Raw genomic sequence first — 18849 nt, forward strand, 5'->3', positions numbered from 1 at the left:
AAATTGCTCGGGCATTTTTTATATTAATAAAAGAAAGTTACGCTGTGGCAACTTCTACATTAGCTTCTTTCTTCTTCAACCAAAAATATAAAATAGTAAATAGTACTATTAGTATAGCAGGAAAAAGAACCATGGTGCCTAAAGTTTCTTGACCAGATACTAATTCTAATTCGTCACCAGTGAAACCTTGTGCTTCTGCAGCAGCTCTATCAGAATCTATCCAACCACCAATGATCGGTTGAAAGATTGATGTAGAGAACATACCAATAGCACCAATTATAGACATACCTAAAGCTCCTGTTTTTGGTGTTTTAGTTGCTGCCAAACCAATCATGTTTGGCCAGAAATATGCTACACCTAGTGCAAAAATAATTGCTGCTACATAAGCCATTGTTCCTGTTTGTGTACTAAACAGATAGATACCTAACGTTGCTAGAACCGCAGAGCCTAAAAGTACACCGGTTTGGTTGAATTGGGCTACCATGCTACCGCCAAAGAATCTGGCAACAGCCATTAAACCTGCAGTTAATGCTAATATTAAAGTTGGTTCGGCTCCACTTTTAGAAAGTATTAGTCCTACCCATTGGTTTGGTCCAAATTCAGATATAGCGGTAAGCGCCATACATATTCCGATGAAAAGGAATAAAGGCGTAAACATACCTTTTAAGTTTCCACTTATGGTTGCAGCTTCTTCAATTTTAGCTTTAGGCCATGTTTGACCAAAAAACAAAAATGCGTAGATAACTGCTGGTATTAATAGTAACCATACTTGACTTTGACCAATAATACCCATATCTGTCATAAAACCAGATAACAAACTACCTACTGCTATACCGCCAGGAAACCACATGTGAAACCTGTTAAGCATTGTACTCATTCTATTGCCTTTATAGGCATCTGCGATCATTGGGTTACAAGCAGCTTCGGTACAGCCATTACCAAGACCTATAAGAAGGTTGGCAACCAAAAGACCCATATAACTTCCTGAAAAGATTAAAAGTAAAATACCAATAGCGTGTGCAAAAAATGCAAACTGCATAATCACTTTGCCTCCTACTTTATGATAGATCAAACCACCAATGACCATGGCAATTGGGAAACCAGCAAACCACATAGATGTAATTAAACCAGCTTGACTAGCGCTTAATTCTAATTCAGTTTTTAATTGATCTAATATACCTGCCGCAATGGCAAAAGAAAATGCCGTAGTAATTAAAGCGAAACAGCTGGCATAAAAGAGCCTATTCGCATTTACTTTAGAAGTTGCTGTAGAACTTTCCATATTTAAATTGATTTAGTTGTTGTTTTGTTAATTTGCTAAACTAATAAAAATGAAATAATATCAATGCTTTTTTAGTAAAATGATACCTTAACTACGACAGAAAGCACAAAAAATAGTATTTATATAATTTTTAATGTTTTTTATGTAATGAGTTGTATGTAGATTTTGACGGTATTGTGTTGATAATGAACTATTAGGTAACTTGTAGTCTAAATAACCACATTCAATTAGATATTATGAAATACTGTATTTATGTTCTTTTGTCATTCTTGATCATTAGTTGCGCCGATATTAATAAGGATACCGCAAAAGAAAATTCCTCTAAAGAAATGGCTGATGTCGATTATAATCCGGAAGCTGTCTTAGATAGTTTAAATATTACCCTTAGAGATCAAGGAATTCCTGTAGCAAATTATGTTCATGCTGCAAGAGCCGATAATTTACTGTTCTTAGCGGGTAAAGGACCTAAACAGGCAAATGGTGAAAATATAATTGGTAAGTTGGGAGATAGTTTAACCATAGAACAAGGCTACCAAGCGGCCCGTGAAGTTGGTATTAACCAATTATCGGTATTGAAAGCTGAATTGGGTAATCTAAATAAAGTAAAAAGAATTGTAAGTGTACACGGTATGGTGAACGCTGCTCCAGATTTTAAAGATCATTCTAAAGTAATCAATGGCTATTCAGATTTAATGGTAGAAGTGTTTGGTGATAATGGAAAACATGCACGTGCTGCAGTGGGTATGGGCTCTTTGCCTGGTAATATGGCTGTGGAGATAGAAATGGTGGTAGAGGTATATGAGTAGTTTTTCACTTAACACTTAGCCTGCATGAACTGTTTAACACAGTTATGCTTTAAATAGAAACACTTTATTGATTAGAAATCATAAAAAAGCCGATTGAATAAATCGGCTTTTTTTTTACCATATAGTAATGACCAATGTCTCTATATACAAATGATTTTTGCGGATTTAGTTTTTGTTTTCGCTAAAAAAGAATACCAATAAAAAGGCAACTATTAAGCAAACTGCGAAAAACCCGAAAAAATTAATGTAGTTGGACATAAGTAGGAATTTTCTGCTAAACTATAAAAAGTATGGCAGGCTAACCTTCAACTCATGTTATTTTCGATAAACGGTAACGTTTTTATAATGTTAGATTACTTTGCTAAGTATGAGAAGTTAGATGCTAACATACTTATTAGTGCCAAATTAATTTTACTCAACACTCGTTACTCTTTTGCTCCAAATCTCATACATAGGTGCGCCTTTGCTGTTTTTTCCTGTATGGTGCCAGTCATTTTCTTCAAGCTTATAATTAAATTGTAATTGCGCACCAACTCTAGTATTGTCTTTAGAGAAAAATTCTATATGCTCCTTATAAATACCATTTTCTGCTGAATATGCACCTCCACCAGTTCCTGAAAATCGGAAAGATTCAGTGTCATAGGCTATCCATTGAAAAGTGTTGTTCATTAAGAATTTTAATGTTTTTCTAGTACTTTCTTCTCCTCTTCGTTTTTGTCCCGTATCCGGACCTCTGGTTGCAAATAGCCAAGTACCGTCCAAATCTTGTGTATTAGGGTAAAGGGGAGTTAAAGTTAATTGTTGAAACCAATTCATTTTTAATTTTTCCCCATCCATTTCTGTAGGAATTGATAATTGTCTCACAGCATCATTCTCGTAGTTAGAATTAAACTCTAAAAGAACAACTAATAGTTTGTTAGTAGCTGTGTTCTCAATTTGAAAAAAACCACCAACAGTTTTTATGAATTTTGCGGGTTCAATTTCATATGCATTATAGATAAAATAATCATCCTTAATCTTTATTTGATGTACAGTTTCCGTACCATTATTTTGAAGGGTATCCGTATAAATTCCGTTAGGAATTTGACCATATGAAATCAAAATATTGACAGAAATTAAAATTATAGTCGCAAATCGACGTTTTAAATGGAAATTTTTCATTTTTTTAAATTGAATTGTATGGCATTTAAAATATTGAAAATTAATATGTTATATTCAAAATTAAAGTGCTTTTTATTTTTGTTTGGGTAAAAATTACTAATTATCGTAAAAAAAATAAAAATGCTTGTTTTTTCATTTTTTTTGATTTCATTTGTCCTGTCCTAAGATACAACTTTGTATGCTGGATATTTCAAGCTTTTAGCTGAACATTATGTATCGTTATTCTGTGTTCGGGTTTGAGAGAAATTGGAAGTGTTTCTCGCAAATGGCTTATAAGATAGGTTGCCGATTAGTAAAGCAAACTTCCAACGTATTTTCTAATATCATGCAAAGTCAGCATGACTACTTTTTTATTCCTACTACTCAGAAGCAAATTCTGGTGTGATATCCTACTTAAATAGTTACGTTTTCTTAACTTTAAGTCTATAGGCTAGTTACTACATTTATCATAATCATATTTCATTATTATTTAATATTCAATTCATGAATACCAAATACATTGATCTTATTGATCAAACTTACTATTTTCCTCAAGAAGAATTTAATTTAGATGGTGAGCATTTACAATTTCACGGTATACCTTTAAACCATTTGGTAAAGCAATATGGCAGCCCGTTGAAATTTACTTATTTGCCTAAAATTTCAGAGAATATTCTTAGGGCAAAAAACTGGTTTGCAAATGCTATAGAAAAAAATAATTACAAGGGTAAATATCACTATTGTTACTGTACTAAAAGCTCGCATTTTCAGCATATAATGCATGAGGCTCTAAAGAATGAGATTCATATGGAAACCTCTTCTGCTTTTGATATTAATATTATAGAAAAATTAAAGGCAGACGGTAAATTAACGGATCAGACTTATGTCATTTGTAACGGATTCAAACGTGAAAAGTACATTGATAATATAGCTCGTTTAATCAATAACGGTCACCAAAATTGCGTACCTATTATTGATAATTATGAAGAAATAGATTTACTTTCAGATGCTATCAATGACACCTTTAAAGTAGGTATTCGTATAGCATCGGAAGAAGAACCGAAATTCGAGTTTTATACCTCTCGTTTAGGTATCGGTTATAAGAACATTGTTCCGTTTTATGAGAACCAAATAAAGAATAATGACAAGGTTGAGCTTAAAATGCTTCATTTCTTCATTAATACCGGTATTCGTGATAACGCCTATTATTGGAACGAGCTTGTAAAATGTTTAAAGGTATATGTTCGTTTAAAGAAAATTTGCCCATCATTAGATAGTTTAAATATTGGAGGTGGTTTTCCTATAAAGAACTCTTTGGCATTTGATTACGATTACCAATATATGATCAATGAGATTTTAAACCAAATCAACATTACGTGTTCAGAAGCAGATGTTCCAGTGCCTCATATTTTTACGGAATTTGGAAGTTTTACGGTAGGTGAGAGTGGTGGTGCCATTTATGAGATCTTATATCAAAAACAACAGAATGATCGCGAAAAGTGGAATATGATAGATTCTTCTTTCATAACTACGTTACCGGACACATGGGCAATCAATAAGAGATTTATAATGCTGCCCATTAACCGTTGGAATGATGAGTACGAACGTGTTTTGTTAGGCGGATTGACATGTGATAGTGATGATTATTACAACAGTGAGCAAAATATGAACGCTATTTATCTGCCAAAATATAAGAAGGAGAAACCGCTTTATATCGGTTTTTTTAATACTGGTGCTTATCAAGAATCAATTGGTGGCTATGGCGGATTGCAGCATTGCTTAATTCCGCAACCAAAGCATATATTAATTGATAAAGATGAGAACGGTAATTTCATTTACAAACAATTTAGAGCGCAACAAAAGGCAGAAGATCTACTAGATATTTTAGGATACGATGTAGCTTCTGACAATGAATAAAATTGATAAGATTTAAAAGAGCAATGGTACAAGAATTACATATACAGTTTAAAATTATTACTAAAAAAACCACTTATAATAGCTAATATATCATGAGTACATCTAAGAATTATGCCGGTATTTCCGATGAATTCGCACAACTAGAGAAGTCCAAAATTATCTTGATACCTGTTCCTTATGACGGAACAAGTACCTGGGGTAAGGGAGCGGACAAAGGTCCAGAAGCTTTTTTAGAAGCTTCTGAAAACATGGAACTATACGATATTGAAACCGATTCTGAAGTTTACAAGCAGGGTATTCATTTAACCGAGCCAATTACAGAGAATAGTTCTCCAGAGGCAATGGTAAATGAGGTGCATGACATTACCAAAGATTTTATTAAACGTAACAAGTTTGTAACCCTTTTTGGCGGTGAACATTCAATATCTATTGGTTCTATTAGAGCCTTTAACGAGTGTTTTGATAATTTAACGGTATTGCAGATAGATGCACATGCGGATCTCAGGGAATCTTATGAAGGTACAAAGTACAACCATGCCTGTGCCGTATACGAAGCTAGCCAGACTACCAATTTGGTTCAGGTAGGTATTCGTTCTATGGATGTTATGGAAAAGACCGTAATGGATGAGGAAAAAACATTTTTTGCCCATGATATGGTTGCTGATGAATATTGGTCAGATAAGGTTATAGAAGCAATGACCGATAATGTCTTTATAACATTGGACCTTGATGCTTTTGATCCGTCCATTATGCCTTCTACCGGTACACCGGAACCAGGAGGTTTACTTTGGTACGAGACTTTGGAGTTCTTAAAGCAGGTTTTTGAAGATAAGAACGTGGTAGGTTTTGACATTGTTGAACTTTGCCCTAACAAAAATGATAAATCGTCAGACTTTTTGGCGGCAAAATTATATTACAAAATGCTCAGCTATAAATTTGCGGGGCAAGACATAGATCAAGAGTATGACAATACTTTTGATATTGATTATAAAGCAAATACAAATTCAAGATTCGAAGATGACGAAGACTAAAGGTGCAATCACCAATTTCATAGAAAAATATTATTTACACTTTAATGCGGCTGCTTTGGTAGATGCTGCCAAAGGGTATGAAGAACAGCTGAATAACGGTGCCAAAATGTTGGTTTCTTTGGCTGGCGCTATGTCTACTGCTGAATTAGGTAAGATCTTTGCAGAGGTTATACGCCAAGATAAGGTACAGATCATTTCCTGTACCGGTGCCAATTTAGAAGAGGATATTATGAATTTGGTGGCGCATTCTCATTACAAGCGTGTACCTAATTATAGAGATTTGACTCCGCAAGACGAGTGGGATCTGTTGGAAAAAGGCTTGAATAGGGTTACCGATACCTGTATTCCAGAAGAGGAGGCTTTTAGAAGATTGCAAGAGCATATTTTCAAAATTTGGAAAGATGCAGATGATAAGGGCGAACGTTATTTGCCACATGAGTTCATGTATAAAATGTTACTTTCCGGGGTGTTAGAGGAATATTATGAAATAGACCTTAAAGATTCTTGGATGTACGCAGCTGCAGAAAAGAACCTTCCTATTATCTGCCCGGGTTGGGAAGATAGTACAATGGGGAACATTTTTGCATCGTATGTCATGAAAGGTGAGTTGAAAGCAAGCACCATGAAATCTGGTATAGAATACATGACCTTCTTGGCAGATTGGTATACACAAAATTCAGAAAACGGAATCGGATTCTTCCAAATCGGTGGTGGTATCGCAGGTGATTTTCCTATTTGTGTGGTGCCAATGCTATATCAAGATATGGAACGTACAGATACTCCTTTCTGGAGCTATTTCTGCCAAATTAGCGATAGTACTACCAGTTATGGTTCGTATTCGGGTGCAGTGCCCAATGAAAAAATTACCTGGGGAAAATTAGATATCAATACACCTAAATATATTATTGAAAGTGATGCGACAATTGTTGCGCCCTTAATTTTTGCTTACCTATTAGATATGTAATTATGGACAAGAACGCACATTTAAAGAGAGTCATAGTTGACTTTAAAAAGTTGACGCCAGAAGTTCTAAAACTCTTGGTAGAAAGGTACCCGGATGGGTATGATGACCGTAATATTATTTCTTTCAGAAACGGACAAGGAGAACGTATAGAAGCTGTTGAGGTATTGACAGAAGACACTAAGTACTTAGTGAAAATTAGTGCCAAGCTTGAATATACGATGGAGAATTATGATGAGGATGATTATGAAGATTTTGATGATGATGATCCAACTGCCGTTGTAGAACCAAATCCTGAGGATATGGTTGATGGCGATGATGAAGACTAGTTTGCCTAGTTTTTAATAAACAGTACACTTTAAAATTCCGGTTTGCTTCTTGTAAACCGGAAAATATATCACATAAAACTTAAAATATATATCGTTGTGCTTACAACAGATAAATGAAAATCGACGAAATTGAAAATATTGAATTAAAGTTTTTAGATCTAGATGATTATCAAGAACTGAAAACTGCTATGATTTCTGCTTACACCAATATGCCTGGTTCATATTGGAAAGAGGAACATATAAAATCTTTGATCGATAAATTTCCAGAAGGTCAGGTCGTTATCAAAATTAACGGGCAATTGGCAGGTGTTGCCTTGTCTATTGTGGTAGACTATGATGCTTTTGATGATACCCACACCTACGAGCAGATTACGGGTAAGTACAGTTTTGATACGCATAATGATGAAGGCGATGTGCTTTACGGTATTGAAGTGTTTATAAAACCAAGTTTTAGAGGTTTGCGACTAGGGAGACGTTTATATGATTATAGAAAAGAACTTTGTGAGAAGTTGAACTTAAAGAGTATTGTATTTGGTGGTCGTATGCCTAATTATCATAATTATGCATCAGAATTGTCTCCAAAGGAATATATCGATAAGGTACGTAGAAAAGAAATTCAAGATCCCGTGCTAAATTTTCAGATCAGTAATGATTTTCATCCTGCAAAAGTGATGAAAGGCTATTTAGATGGTGATAAGGCATCGCAAGATTTCGCTATTTTGATGGAGTGGGATAATATCTATTATCAAAAACCTTCTAAGAAAGCGGCTACCAAGAAAACCGTAATTCGTTTAGGGTTGATTCAATGGCAAATGAGACCATACAAAGATTTGGATGCGCTATTGGAGCAAGCAGAATATTTTATAGATGCGGTTTCTGGTTATCGTTCAGACTTTGCATTGTTTCCAGAGTTTTTTAATGCTCCATTAATGGCAGTGAACAACCATATGTCTACGCCAGATGCTATTAGAGAATTAGCGAAACATACACAGGCAATTGCCCAGAAATTTTCTGAGTTTTCCATATCGTACAACATCAATATTATAACGGGTAGTATGCCAGAGGTTATTGATGGTCGTTTATATAATGTAGGGTATTTGTGCAGACGAGACGGTAGTATGGAACGCTATGAAAAATTACATGTAACACCTGATGAAGCTAAGGTTTGGGGTATGCAAGGTGGTCATCAATTAAAAGCTTTTGATACTGATTGTGGTAAAATCGGGGTGTTGGTCTGCTATGATTCTGAGTTTCCGGAGCTTAGTCGTTTATTGGCAGATGAGGGTATGGATATTCTATTTGTACCATTCTTGACCGATACACAAAACGGCTACTCTAGAGTTCGAAATTGTGCGCAGTCGAGAGCTATTGAAAACGAATGCTATGTGGCTATTGCCGGTAGTGTAGGTAACTTACCCAATGTACAGAATATGGATATTCAATTTGCACAATCTATGGTATTTACACCATGCGATTTCTCTTTTCCTACCAACGGAATTAAAGCGGAAGCGACACCGAATACCGAAATGATATTAATTGCCGATGTTGATATTAGTTTGCTACGTGAATTAAATCAATTTGGGGCGGTACGTAACCTTCGCGATAGAAGATTAGATTTATTTGAGTTAAAAAAGAAATAAGAAAGCTCCCGTATTAGGAGCCAAAAACAAAAAAAAGATTGGACAATTTAAAGATTATAGGTAGTGAGGAATGGTGTGTGTTTAATGACTTGGGTATACCGGCAATTAAAGCTAGGGTAGATTCTGGGGCAAAAACATCTTCCATACAAGCTACTAATTTAAAGATAATATCAAAAGGCGGACAAGAATGGGTAAAGTTTGAGGTAAGTCCGTTGCAAGAGAATCGCAGTATTGCCATTGAATGTCAAGCACGTTTGGTTGCTCGTAGAATGGTAAAAAGTTCATCGGGTATTTCTGAAGAACGTTTGGTCATCAAAACTCCGGTGACTATCGGTGAAGATACTTTTGATATTGAACTGACACTTGCCAATAGAGATACGATGGAGTTTCGTATGTTGTTAGGTAGAGAAGCTTTAAACGAACGCTTTATTGTAAACCCAGCTGTAAATTATCAACTACAATCATTTGAGGATAACGAGATAAATAAATTATATGCTCCCTATTACAAGGAGAAAACAGGATTGAAGATTGCGCTGTTAGCAAGTAACCCAAACTTATATAGTAACAAAAGAATCATGGAAGCTGCAGAGGCTAGGGGGCACGAAATACATTTTTTAAATGTTGAACAGGCATACATGAAGCTTGATGCCCATTCTCCCGAAATAAGATATCGTGGAGGTATCATACTTAAAGACTATGATGCGGTTATTCCACGTATTAAACCGTCGGTCACTTTTTACGGTTGTGCATTGATCCGTCAATTCAATAATTTGGGAGTGTACTGTCAAAATTCGGCTGAAGCAATTACACAGTCAAGAGATAAACTGTTCGCATCTCAGTTATTTTCTAACCATGATATTCATATCCCCATAACGGGATTTGCAAAATCGCCAATGGATACCAAAGACCTGATCAAAATGGTAAACGGTGCTCCATTGATTATTAAACTATTGGAAAGTACACAAGGTAAAGGTGTTGTTTTGGCAGAAACCAATAAGGCTGCAGAAAGTGTAATCAATGCCTTTAAAAGCGTTAATACCAATATTTTGGTACAAGAGTTCATTAAAGAAGCAAACGGGCAAGATATTCGTTGCTTTGTAGTAAACGGTAGGGTTGTTGCCAGTATGCAGCGCCAAGCCCAAAAAGGAGAATTTAGGGCTAATATTCATCAAGGAGGTAAAGCCTCTATCATTAAAATAACGGCAGATGAAAAGAAACTTGCTTTAAAAGCGGCCAAGGTATTAAACCTTGCTGTTGCAGGTGTTGATATTATACGTTCTAACAAAGGACCCTTATTATTAGAAGTAAATTCTTCGCCAGGTTTAGAAGGTATAGAAAACGCTACCGGTAAAGATATTGCCAATGCTATGATCATGGCAATTGAAAAGCGATTGAAGTTTGTGAATTAATTCCTGATTATATAACAACAAAAAAGAGGTTTCCATTTTAGGAAACCTCTTTTAGTTTAAGATATATTGTAGAACCTTAAAATTGGTTCTTTTTATATGTGGGTTTATCCCATAAACATAATACTAGATATAATGGCCCAGATGCCAAGACCAATAGCTGCAACACCAAATTTTCCTTGTAGTGGTGCTAGTTTGGCTCTTAATGCTTCTCCTTTTTTCATAGCTTCTTCGTTTTTAGATAACAGCATATCTTGAATCATACCATAACCTAACAAGAAGCCTAATACTGCAGTAATAACACTAACAGCTATCCAGGTTATCCACCATATTGGAAAGCTACCTAGCATACCAAGGTTTAATACTGCGCTAATGATACCCCAGATACCCCATATGCAGAAAATTAAGCCGATCCAACCTTGATAAGGTGTAATTTTATCTAATAGCTCTTTTGCATTTGGCTTTTTGGACAAAAGCAATGAGGGCACTGCTAATATCCCAAGAATAATTAATGTAAGTCCGTAAATCATAATTTTTAAATTTTAGGTTGGTTTCCAGAGGATAACGGTAAAATATACTTTTAAGTATAAAATTGAGATTTATAAAACCTAAAATTGATTTAGTTATACATCGCTTATACGCATTGTTTTTTCAGTATTATTTTAAATTTTCCAACATGGCCTCGGTAGTTTTTTGAAGATCAAATTCTGCTTTCCAATTCCAATCTTGTTGCGCATTGGTATCATCTATACTACTAGGCCATGAGTTGGCAATCTCTTGCCTAAAGTCTGGTTCGTAAGCAATTTCAAATTTTGGTAATACGGCCTTAATGCTTTCTGCCATTTCTTTAGGCGTAAAACTCATTGCCGCCAAATTATAAGCAGAACGTTCTTTAATATTCTCCGTTGGCGCTTCCATAATCTGTAAAGTGGCACGTATGGCATCGTCCATGAACATCATTGGTAAGTTTGTGTCTTCTTCTAGAAAACAGGTGTAAGAGCCTTCAGATAGTGCTTTATGATAAATTTCTACGGCATAATCTGTAGTGCCGCCACCGGGCATGGTTTTCCAGCTAATAAGTCCGGGATAACGAATACTTCTCACATCTACATTGAACTTGTTGAAATAATACTCGCACCAACGTTCACCACTTTGTTTACTTATACCGTATACTGTACTTGGCTCCATGATGGTATTTTGCGGAGTATCATCTTTTGGGGTGTTAGGTCCAAAAACGGCTATACTAGATGGCCAGAATATCTTTTCTATTTTTTTATCTTTTGCAAGATTCAATACATTGAAAAGGGTATTCATGTTTAAGTTCCATGCACGCATGGGAAATTTCTCTGCGGTAGCGCTTAACATTGCGGCCATTAAATACACTTCAGATATATCATAGTAGGCAATGACCTCTTCTAAAGCATCATAATTGGTTGCATCTAAAATTTCAAATGGTCCAGACTCCATTAGCTCATCATTACCTTCTCTAATATCACTGGCTATAATGTGATCACCACCATGTTTTTCTCTAAGGGTTAATGTTAGTTCTGTTCCTATTTGACCGCAGGCCCCTATGATTAATATGTATTTTGACATTAAAAATTTTCGTTAAATGAATTTGAGATAAAGATACCTTTTCTTAAAATTTGTACATTCGCTTATGTCCAAAATTATCTTTTTTTTAATAATAGTTACGCTGGTTTCTTCTTGTAAAGATACAGTACAAGATAAATCAACTATCCGTGAAGTCCGTTGGGAAGAAACAACGGATAGCTTGCCGCAGAAAACGCGTGTTGATGCTAAGGCGCAAACTATAATAAACGATTGGTTAGAGTATAATGCCTTAGACCAGAGTTTTGATAAAATCTATACTTCTGAACATATAGAAGATTTTCAGTTTTTGGTAGATGAGCTAATTGAGAACCAGAATAAAATGGAGCTTGGCGAGTACCCGGAAAAATTTAATATTCCACAAATTAAAGGGCGTCAAAAGTTGTTTAAAACCTACGTGTTAAAAGCTAAAGGTGATTTGGAGTACCAACAGAACCCAAGGGAATCTATTATTCAAATGATTACCGCCTATAATGATTTAAGAAATCAATTTAATGTGGTGGTGAATAATACTTTACCAGATGAATTGTTGAAAAATGAAGAGAATTAAGTGATTACGAATTTCTGAAACGATAATAATCTAAATAGAATGGAACAAAAAAGGCGAATCTTAAAGATTCGCCTTTTTTGTTCTAATAACCGAGGTTATTATTTTTTCTCTTCTGGAGCATCTTTTCTTGATGTCAGTGCTTGTTTGCTTAAGCTAGCCAAATTAAAATTTGGGTCAATTGCCAAGGCTTCGTCCAAAGTAGCGATAGCTTGGTCAATATTGCCCTTATCCATATTATATTGAATAAGTGCCTTTACATGAATAAATGCAGCTTTTAAAGGAACCTCATATGGCTGCTGACGCTCGTAAAAAGCATATTTCATATCATCTTTAGCATTTGCAATACCGTATTCAACATGTTTTAAAGCGCCAACATTATCACCTGTTTGTACTTTAAGATCTGCCAATTCATAGGCAAGGTATGCATTAGGTTCTCTAGCATATAAAGCTTCAAATTGTTCTAAAGCTCTTTTTGGCTGGTTCAAAGCTTTTAAAGAAACCGCTTTTACTTGTATGGCTAAATTAGAGTCAGAATCTAATTTCTCGATTCCAATAATATTTAAAGCCTGTAGGTGTTGATTATCGTTCGCATAGATATATGCTAAAGTATCATTTCTTTGTTGTGAAGGTGATAATACATTTAAGTGAGTTAAGGCATTGATTACGCCATCAACATCTCCCTGTAAACGCATTTGATCGTAAAATGCTTCGTAATGCTTTAGTAATTCAGATTTGGTCTGTGAATATCCGTAACTACCAGATAATAATACGACAGCTACAACTGCTAAAAGTGACTTTTTCATTTTTTCTGTTCTATTTAAAGTGCGCTAATCTATTAAAATATTCTGTATGATCTTGTTAAGGAAAGGTTTAAATATCAGAAATGAAAAAGACGCCTTACAAGACGTCTTTTTTAAACTTTAATATTTACTAAATTCTTAAGCTACTTCTAACTTGTTGTTAGTGGTTCTAAAAGAATTTAAAAGCTGTGTGTAAAAGCCAATACTTTTGTTGTCTTTTTCAACACAAGAAATTAGAAACTTACATAGATTGTTAAAGAGCAAATTTGTGTAAAAAGTTGGTAAATATGTATTTACCGTCTTAGGGTCATATAAGCTATCGTCTTCTATAACTTCCATTTTAATTCTATGACGGTGATAGTCTATAGTAACATTGGTAGCATTATAGTATTTTTTCAACAATGCAATATGCAAATCTTCATACTTTTTGGAACCGTTTGGGTTCTTGCAACTTAGGGAGATGAGCTTCTCTAATTCAACTAAAACCCTCTCCCGTAATTTATCTTTCTTCATAACATTATGGTTTTATATTGTTATACAAAGGTATGTCATACGTCGATAAGTAGCTGGTATACAACAATATATTAACGTTGTTTTTGGCTATTTGTTGCGAAAATGTCACTAGGTGTTGTGTAAGCTCATTTAATGTCTGTATGAAAGATATACTCGTTAATAAGAAAAATACTACAAAATGTAATTAATTTAAGATTTTGACCTGTTGAGGTGTATTGTGGTGGTGTAATACCTCTTTTAATGGCTTGTTCAGTATAATATTCTTTTTTCGTTGGATGCTCAGGATAAACGGCATTTAAGACATCATTATAATAGTCCAGTTCAATGATTTTTTTGATGATACCAATACAATCATCTAAATGAATTAAATTGACCGGAGCGTCTCCGCCGCTAAGGTTTTCTCTGCCGGATAGCATTGTAACCGGGTGTCTATTTGGACCAATTAATCCGCCAAAGCGAATAATAGTCGTGTTTAACTCTTTATCGTTTTTTAAAAGGTCTTCGCATTGTAGTAATTGTTTACCAGATTCGGTCGTTGGTATAGTCTTCGTATTCTCATCGACCTGTCCTTTTGCATCACCATATACTGCCGTACTACTAGCAAAAATGATATTTCTTACTGTAGATTTTTTGACAGCGTTATACAGTAATTTAATTTTTTCAAAATAGCTTTCTTTGGGTCCCTTTCCTCTTAATTTAGGTGGAACATTAATAACAAGAACAGAGAGCGATTCTAGAAAGGTATCTATATCGCCATTGATTTTATTTTCTGATAATGAAATTTGAAACGGACGGATTCCCTTTTCCTTTAAGACCGCTAATTTATCTTCTGAAGTTGATGTTCCGTTGACATTATAACCCTCGGCAAGTAAACTCTCCGCTAATGGCAATCCTAGCCAACCACAACCAATTACGCCTATTTTTTTAGTCAAATTTTACTTTTTGTATGGTTAATATAGCATCGTTCAAGACAAATGGCATTGGTATTTGGTCTTCTCTTCGCTGTGGTATGGAGAACAATCCGTTTTCTAGTAAATCATTAGAAGCTTCGTATATCGTAAGTTCTAATTCTTGATCTTGTGGTAGCTCAAGGGTAATATCGGTATAGTTTCTGTCACTGATGTAATTGGTAATTAGTTTGCCGCCGTTTCTAATTTTAAGAAAATGCTCCGATAATTCAATACCGTTTACATCTGCCTTTAAAATATCAACTTTATTGGTGAATACCTCTAAACGATTTACAGATCTATTGGGAGTGATGCATAAACGTACAGAACGGACCGAATTAATCACTGTATCCAATTGAATTTCAATTGTAGGTTTTGGTACCTTTTTTAAAGGAGCTTCATTTGTAAACGTAAAATTAGAACCGTATTTACTGCTAATGGTCTTTTTACTGAGAATACTATCTGCTGATTTTTTGGTAATATATTGTGAGGTCCAATCAGATAATTCATGCTCGTAGGTAGCCCATTTTGCCGTATTTTCATCGGTATCTAAAACGTATAATAAGCTAGTTGGTTTTGGGCGTTCTTTAGTAAAACTAGAATGCATATGTGCAGATACCATATAACCGGCAAATAACAAGAAACTTAGAAAAGCCAAGGCGCCTTTTTTTCTATATTTTGTTACTAACGGAAGTAGTAAAAAGAAAATTAGCGTGGTCAATAGGGTAGAAGCTACCATCATTTTAAGACCTAGCCCAACCGGAAACATTTGTACGAACGGAGCAAAAATAAATACTGCGGGTATACCTAAGAATACCAGTAAAAAAGCATCGGGATTTTTCTGGTTGATATGTACATAAAAGGCAACTAGGAAGCTATATAATGGTATAATGAAAAAGGCGGCTCCTTTTAAATATACTGCTACCAAACCGCAGATAATTATCCAGATAATAAACGGTGTTACTAGCAAATTTGCAGTTTTTATGACTCTAAACCTGTAATATGCGTAGAAACAGGTACCCAAAGAAAATAACGTAAATGCAAAGATATAGGCATGACCATTATAGGTAAACCCATGCAGAATATCATTATATGCCGGGTAGACCCATTTTAAAAACTGCCAGCTGTAGAAGCCCACAATACCATTCACCACTAACGTAAAGAGTACCGGAATAAATCCTTTTAAAATGTCTTTTCCGTTCAGCACCTTTTTTCTGAATCCGGATATTAATAGTACTATAAAAACAAGAATTGCAATACCTAACATTGGCATGATCCAACTAAAAGGATAAGAGATCATTTTAAAGAAAGGAACATTGAAATAAACGTTATCATCCAAACTCTTTAAATTGGAGATGTCTGAATTACTGAAATGGCTTAATAAAGGCATTAAATAACTTCCTTGGTGTGCCAGTGTATTTCTATCTAATCGCTCGTAATTATCTATTTGAGTGTGGTAATCAAAATGATCATCGATAAAAGCAAAATTGAAGCCCTCTACATCGCCATCTTCCCTGAATACGGTTAGATCAGTATCGTTAGGTAGCATCTTATAAATACTATAGGCAAGTGAATTGGCTACAGGAAATTCAGGATTTGCGGCAATGAATTCTGATATCAACTTACTATTTCCTCTGTTGGTCTCCATCAGCATATAACTTGGACCTCCGCTTCCACGAGCTTCAAAATTTAGGACCAAGCCAACATCTTTTAACCATTCATGTTTGTCAACAAAAAGATCTGCACCGTTTAGCCCTAATTCTTCGGCGTCAGAGATAAGAATAATGATATCGTTTTTGGGTGTGGTATTGGTTTTCAAGAAAGCCCTTACGCCCTCTAAAATGGTAGCTACGCCACTACCTGCATCACTAGCACCTAAAGAAGAATGCGGGTTACTATCATAATGACTTAATAGTAACAATGCTTTACCTGGTTGGCTTCCTTTAATACGTGCTAGTATATTTTCTGCCTTGCTCAAATTTCCCCAATCGCCAGCGGTGTAGCCTTCTTGTAAAGAGGTTTCTAGACCTAATTTTTGAAGCTCTGCAGTAATATAATTTCTAACAGTGGTATGTGCCGGAAACCCAACACCATGTGGTTCTTTTGATATTTCTTTTACATGTTTTAAAGCTCTGTCAGTAGAAAATTCAGTTTCTGCCAAAGCTTCGCCTTCATGATATTGGGGTAATAAAACTCTAAAGCTCCAATAGGTAGCAAGAATGATTAGAAGTAATGTGAGTAAGGTCGGTGTTTTCTTCATAATTATGATATTCTTTTGAAAAGTCCTAAAATACTGAGTATTAAATGGTATACATCGAATATTATTAGCAATTCTCATTTAATTTAGTATCTTTAGTAATCAACCTTTAAATAAACTATCATGGGAATCAAAAGCTTTCAAGGCGTTAGAAAAGTATTTAAAAAAGAATTTGAAGCCCCAATTTTGGTCGCTGATTATATGACTACTAAGTTAATCACTTTTTCGCCAGATGATTCAATTTTAGACGTAATGGAGAAATTTGCTAAACATAAAATTTCTGGTGGGCCTGTTTTGGACACCAACGGGTTTCTGGTAGGCATCATTTCTGAAGCAGATTGCATGAAGCAGATTTCTGAAAGTCGCTATTTTAATCAGCCTATATTAGATAAAAGTGTAGAAAATTTTATGACGAAATCAGTGGAAACTATTCCTCATGATATTTCAATATTTGATGCTGCAGGTATTTTTGCCCAACATAATAGAAGAAGATTACCGGTGATGAAGAATGATATTTTAGTAGGGCAGATTAGTAGAAAAGATATAGTAATCGCAGCTTTAAAGCTGAGTGGTCAGAATTGGAAATAATTTTTTTGAAGTGTAGAGTTAAAAGTATTAAGTAAAAAGTACAAAGTAAGAAGTACAAAGTAAGAAGTACAAAGTAAGAAGTACACCTGTAAAAAAAGTCTCCTTTTAAGGAGACTTTTTTTATAAAGTTTATATTCCAACAGCCAACAGCCAACAGCCAACAGCCAACAGCCAACAGCCAACAGCCAACAGCCAACAGCCAACAGCCAACAGCCAACTACTCTCGCTTGACAATCATATAGAAGTCATTATCTAAGGGTAGATAGCCTAAATCATATAGAAAATAATAGGTGGTTCCTTTTTTTGTAGTGTAGAGATTGGTAATAAAGTCAAAGTCAAAACCTTTATCAATTAATCGCATTCTGGTGGTTTTTGTCTTGCCGTCCTTTAATTTATAACTGTCAAGAATACGGTAGTTTTTGCGAAGCTTATTATTAATATTTCTAATAAGATTTTTGCTGGCAGGGTTTACTTTATTATTGTAAGTATTACGGCATTGATCATTACAGAACTTTTTGTCTATACGACCCATGACCTTATTACCACATTCTAAACATTCTCTTTCCATCTATTGTCTGTGGTAATTAAATGTTATTTCATTTGATGTTCCTTCTTCTTCACTAACCTCCACGTACATATTTATTTCCTTGTCAGAAACACGTTCAATGGTAAAATCATCAAAATAAAATCTGTTTCCTTCAATTTTTACAAGCTTAAAATCTATGTTTTCATCTTTTTCTTCCCAACCGCTTAAATTGCCGTCAAAATGTTTTAATTGAAGAATTAAAGTGGCATCCTTTTCAATCAAATGACCAAATTCATAAAAACTGACTTCGCCTTTATCCAATAATCTAAACGAGAACATCATAGAACCATCTGCGGGTGGACTCCAAATTTCCTCCGAAATTCCGCCAAAGGCTTCTCCCTTCCAATGACCTGCTAACCATTCTATATCGTTTATTGTTGCGGCAGGACTCATCATACCTTCTTCAAATGGTATAGTGTTTTGTGCTTGTAAAAAATAAGTTGTTGAAAGAAAGAAGAGCAGTAATAGTTTCATGAGTTCATATT

General features: G+C 34.9%; 19 protein-coding genes. 9 read left to right on the forward strand and 10 right to left on the reverse strand.

From position 1 onward, the window contains the following. Positions 1–37: 37 nt before the first annotated feature. Positions 38–1282 (reverse strand): MFS transporter, encoded by a 1245-nt coding sequence (locus PXD56_RS02080; protein ID WP_276491699.1) that lies wholly within the window; start codon positions 1280–1282, stop codon positions 38–40. Between the two features lie 236 nt (positions 1283–1518). Between PXD56_RS02080 and PXD56_RS02085 the strand changes: the two genes are divergently transcribed. Then, positions 1519–2088 carry a RidA family protein gene (locus PXD56_RS02085; RefSeq protein ID WP_276491700.1) on the forward strand — a complete coding sequence of 190 codons (570 nt, stop codon included), beginning with the start codon at positions 1519–1521 and terminating at the stop codon, positions 2086–2088. A 411-nt stretch (positions 2089–2499) separates the two neighbouring features. Here PXD56_RS02085 and PXD56_RS02090 read toward each other — a convergent pair whose 3' ends face one another. After that, positions 2500–3249 (reverse strand): hypothetical protein, encoded by a 750-nt coding sequence (locus PXD56_RS02090; protein ID WP_276491701.1) that lies wholly within the window; start codon positions 3247–3249, stop codon positions 2500–2502. Between the two features lie 483 nt (positions 3250–3732). On the opposite strand from PXD56_RS02090, the gene PXD56_RS02095 reads away from it, so the two are divergent. The 6 genes from PXD56_RS02095 (at position 3733) to rimK (ending at position 10515) form a co-directional block, all read left to right on the forward strand. Next, on the forward strand, positions 3733–5145 hold the full coding sequence (locus PXD56_RS02095; RefSeq protein WP_276491702.1) for a type III PLP-dependent enzyme domain-containing protein: 1413 nt from the start codon (positions 3733–3735) through the stop codon (positions 5143–5145). A gap of 92 nt (positions 5146–5237) precedes the next feature. Continuing rightward, positions 5238–6176: an agmatinase gene (speB, locus tag PXD56_RS02100; RefSeq protein ID WP_276491703.1), complete on the forward strand. Its 939-nt coding sequence runs from the start codon at positions 5238–5240 to the stop codon at positions 6174–6176. Next, positions 6163–7140, forward strand: a complete 978-nt coding sequence (locus PXD56_RS02105; RefSeq protein WP_276491704.1) for a deoxyhypusine synthase family protein — start codon at positions 6163–6165, stop codon at positions 7138–7140. Before speB ends, PXD56_RS02105 begins: the two co-directional genes overlap by 14 nt. A gap of 2 nt (positions 7141–7142) precedes the next feature. After that, positions 7143–7466 (forward strand): hypothetical protein, encoded by a 324-nt coding sequence (locus PXD56_RS02110; RefSeq protein WP_276491705.1) that lies wholly within the window; start codon positions 7143–7145, stop codon positions 7464–7466. Positions 7467–7579: 113 nt separating this feature from the next. Next, entirely contained in the window at positions 7580–9106 is a 1527-nt protein-coding gene (locus PXD56_RS02115) for a bifunctional GNAT family N-acetyltransferase/carbon-nitrogen hydrolase family protein (protein ID WP_276491706.1), read from the forward strand. Positions 9107–9144: 38 nt separating this feature from the next. Next, a complete protein-coding gene (rimK, locus tag PXD56_RS02120) occupies positions 9145–10515 on the forward strand; it encodes a 30S ribosomal protein S6--L-glutamate ligase (RefSeq protein WP_276491707.1) in 1371 nt (456 codons plus the stop codon). A 104-nt stretch (positions 10516–10619) separates the two neighbouring features. Here rimK and PXD56_RS02125 read toward each other — a convergent pair whose 3' ends face one another. Further along, positions 10620–11042 (reverse strand): hypothetical protein, encoded by a 423-nt coding sequence (locus PXD56_RS02125; protein WP_276491708.1) that lies wholly within the window; start codon positions 11040–11042, stop codon positions 10620–10622. A 127-nt stretch (positions 11043–11169) separates the two neighbouring features. Then, on the reverse strand, positions 11170–12108 hold the full coding sequence (locus PXD56_RS02130; RefSeq protein WP_276491709.1) for an NAD-dependent epimerase/dehydratase family protein: 939 nt from the start codon (positions 12106–12108) through the stop codon (positions 11170–11172). Between the two features lie 64 nt (positions 12109–12172). On the opposite strand from PXD56_RS02130, the gene PXD56_RS02135 reads away from it, so the two are divergent. Beyond that, a complete protein-coding gene (locus PXD56_RS02135; protein ID WP_276491710.1) occupies positions 12173–12673 on the forward strand; it encodes a hypothetical protein in 501 nt (166 codons plus the stop codon). A gap of 98 nt (positions 12674–12771) precedes the next feature. Here the strand turns inward: PXD56_RS02135 and PXD56_RS02140 are convergent, their stop codons facing one another. The 4 genes from PXD56_RS02140 to PXD56_RS02155 form a co-directional block, all read right to left on the reverse strand. Beyond that, a complete protein-coding gene (locus PXD56_RS02140; RefSeq protein WP_276491711.1) occupies positions 12772–13476 on the reverse strand; it encodes a tetratricopeptide repeat protein in 705 nt (234 codons plus the stop codon). Between the two features lie 135 nt (positions 13477–13611). Continuing rightward, positions 13612–13986: a hypothetical protein gene (locus PXD56_RS02145; protein ID WP_276491712.1), complete on the reverse strand. Its 375-nt coding sequence runs from the start codon at positions 13984–13986 to the stop codon at positions 13612–13614. A 125-nt stretch (positions 13987–14111) separates the two neighbouring features. After that, positions 14112–14918: an SDR family oxidoreductase gene (locus PXD56_RS02150; RefSeq protein ID WP_276491713.1), complete on the reverse strand. Its 807-nt coding sequence runs from the start codon at positions 14916–14918 to the stop codon at positions 14112–14114. Continuing rightward, a complete protein-coding gene (locus PXD56_RS02155; RefSeq protein ID WP_276491714.1) occupies positions 14911–17193 on the reverse strand; it encodes a M28 family peptidase in 2283 nt (760 codons plus the stop codon). The genes PXD56_RS02150 and PXD56_RS02155 overlap by 8 nt, the downstream gene beginning before the upstream one ends. A gap of 120 nt (positions 17194–17313) precedes the next feature. Between PXD56_RS02155 and PXD56_RS02160 the strand changes: the two genes are divergently transcribed. Further along, entirely contained in the window at positions 17314–17778 is a 465-nt protein-coding gene (locus PXD56_RS02160) for a CBS domain-containing protein (RefSeq protein ID WP_276491715.1), read from the forward strand. A gap of 217 nt (positions 17779–17995) precedes the next feature. On the opposite strand, the gene PXD56_RS02165 is transcribed toward PXD56_RS02160, so the two are convergent. After that, a complete protein-coding gene (locus PXD56_RS02165) occupies positions 17996–18346 on the reverse strand; it encodes a hypothetical protein (RefSeq protein WP_276491716.1) in 351 nt (116 codons plus the stop codon). After that, positions 18347–18838, reverse strand: coding sequence for a DUF6265 family protein (locus tag PXD56_RS02170; RefSeq protein ID WP_276491717.1), 492 nt, complete (start codon positions 18836–18838; stop codon positions 18347–18349). Positions 18839–18849 lie beyond the last annotated feature (11 nt).

This window comes from Maribacter zhoushanensis (genome assembly GCF_029350975.1).
In the GTDB taxonomy this organism is placed as follows: Bacteria; Bacteroidota; Bacteroidia; order Flavobacteriales; family Flavobacteriaceae; genus Maribacter; species Maribacter zhoushanensis.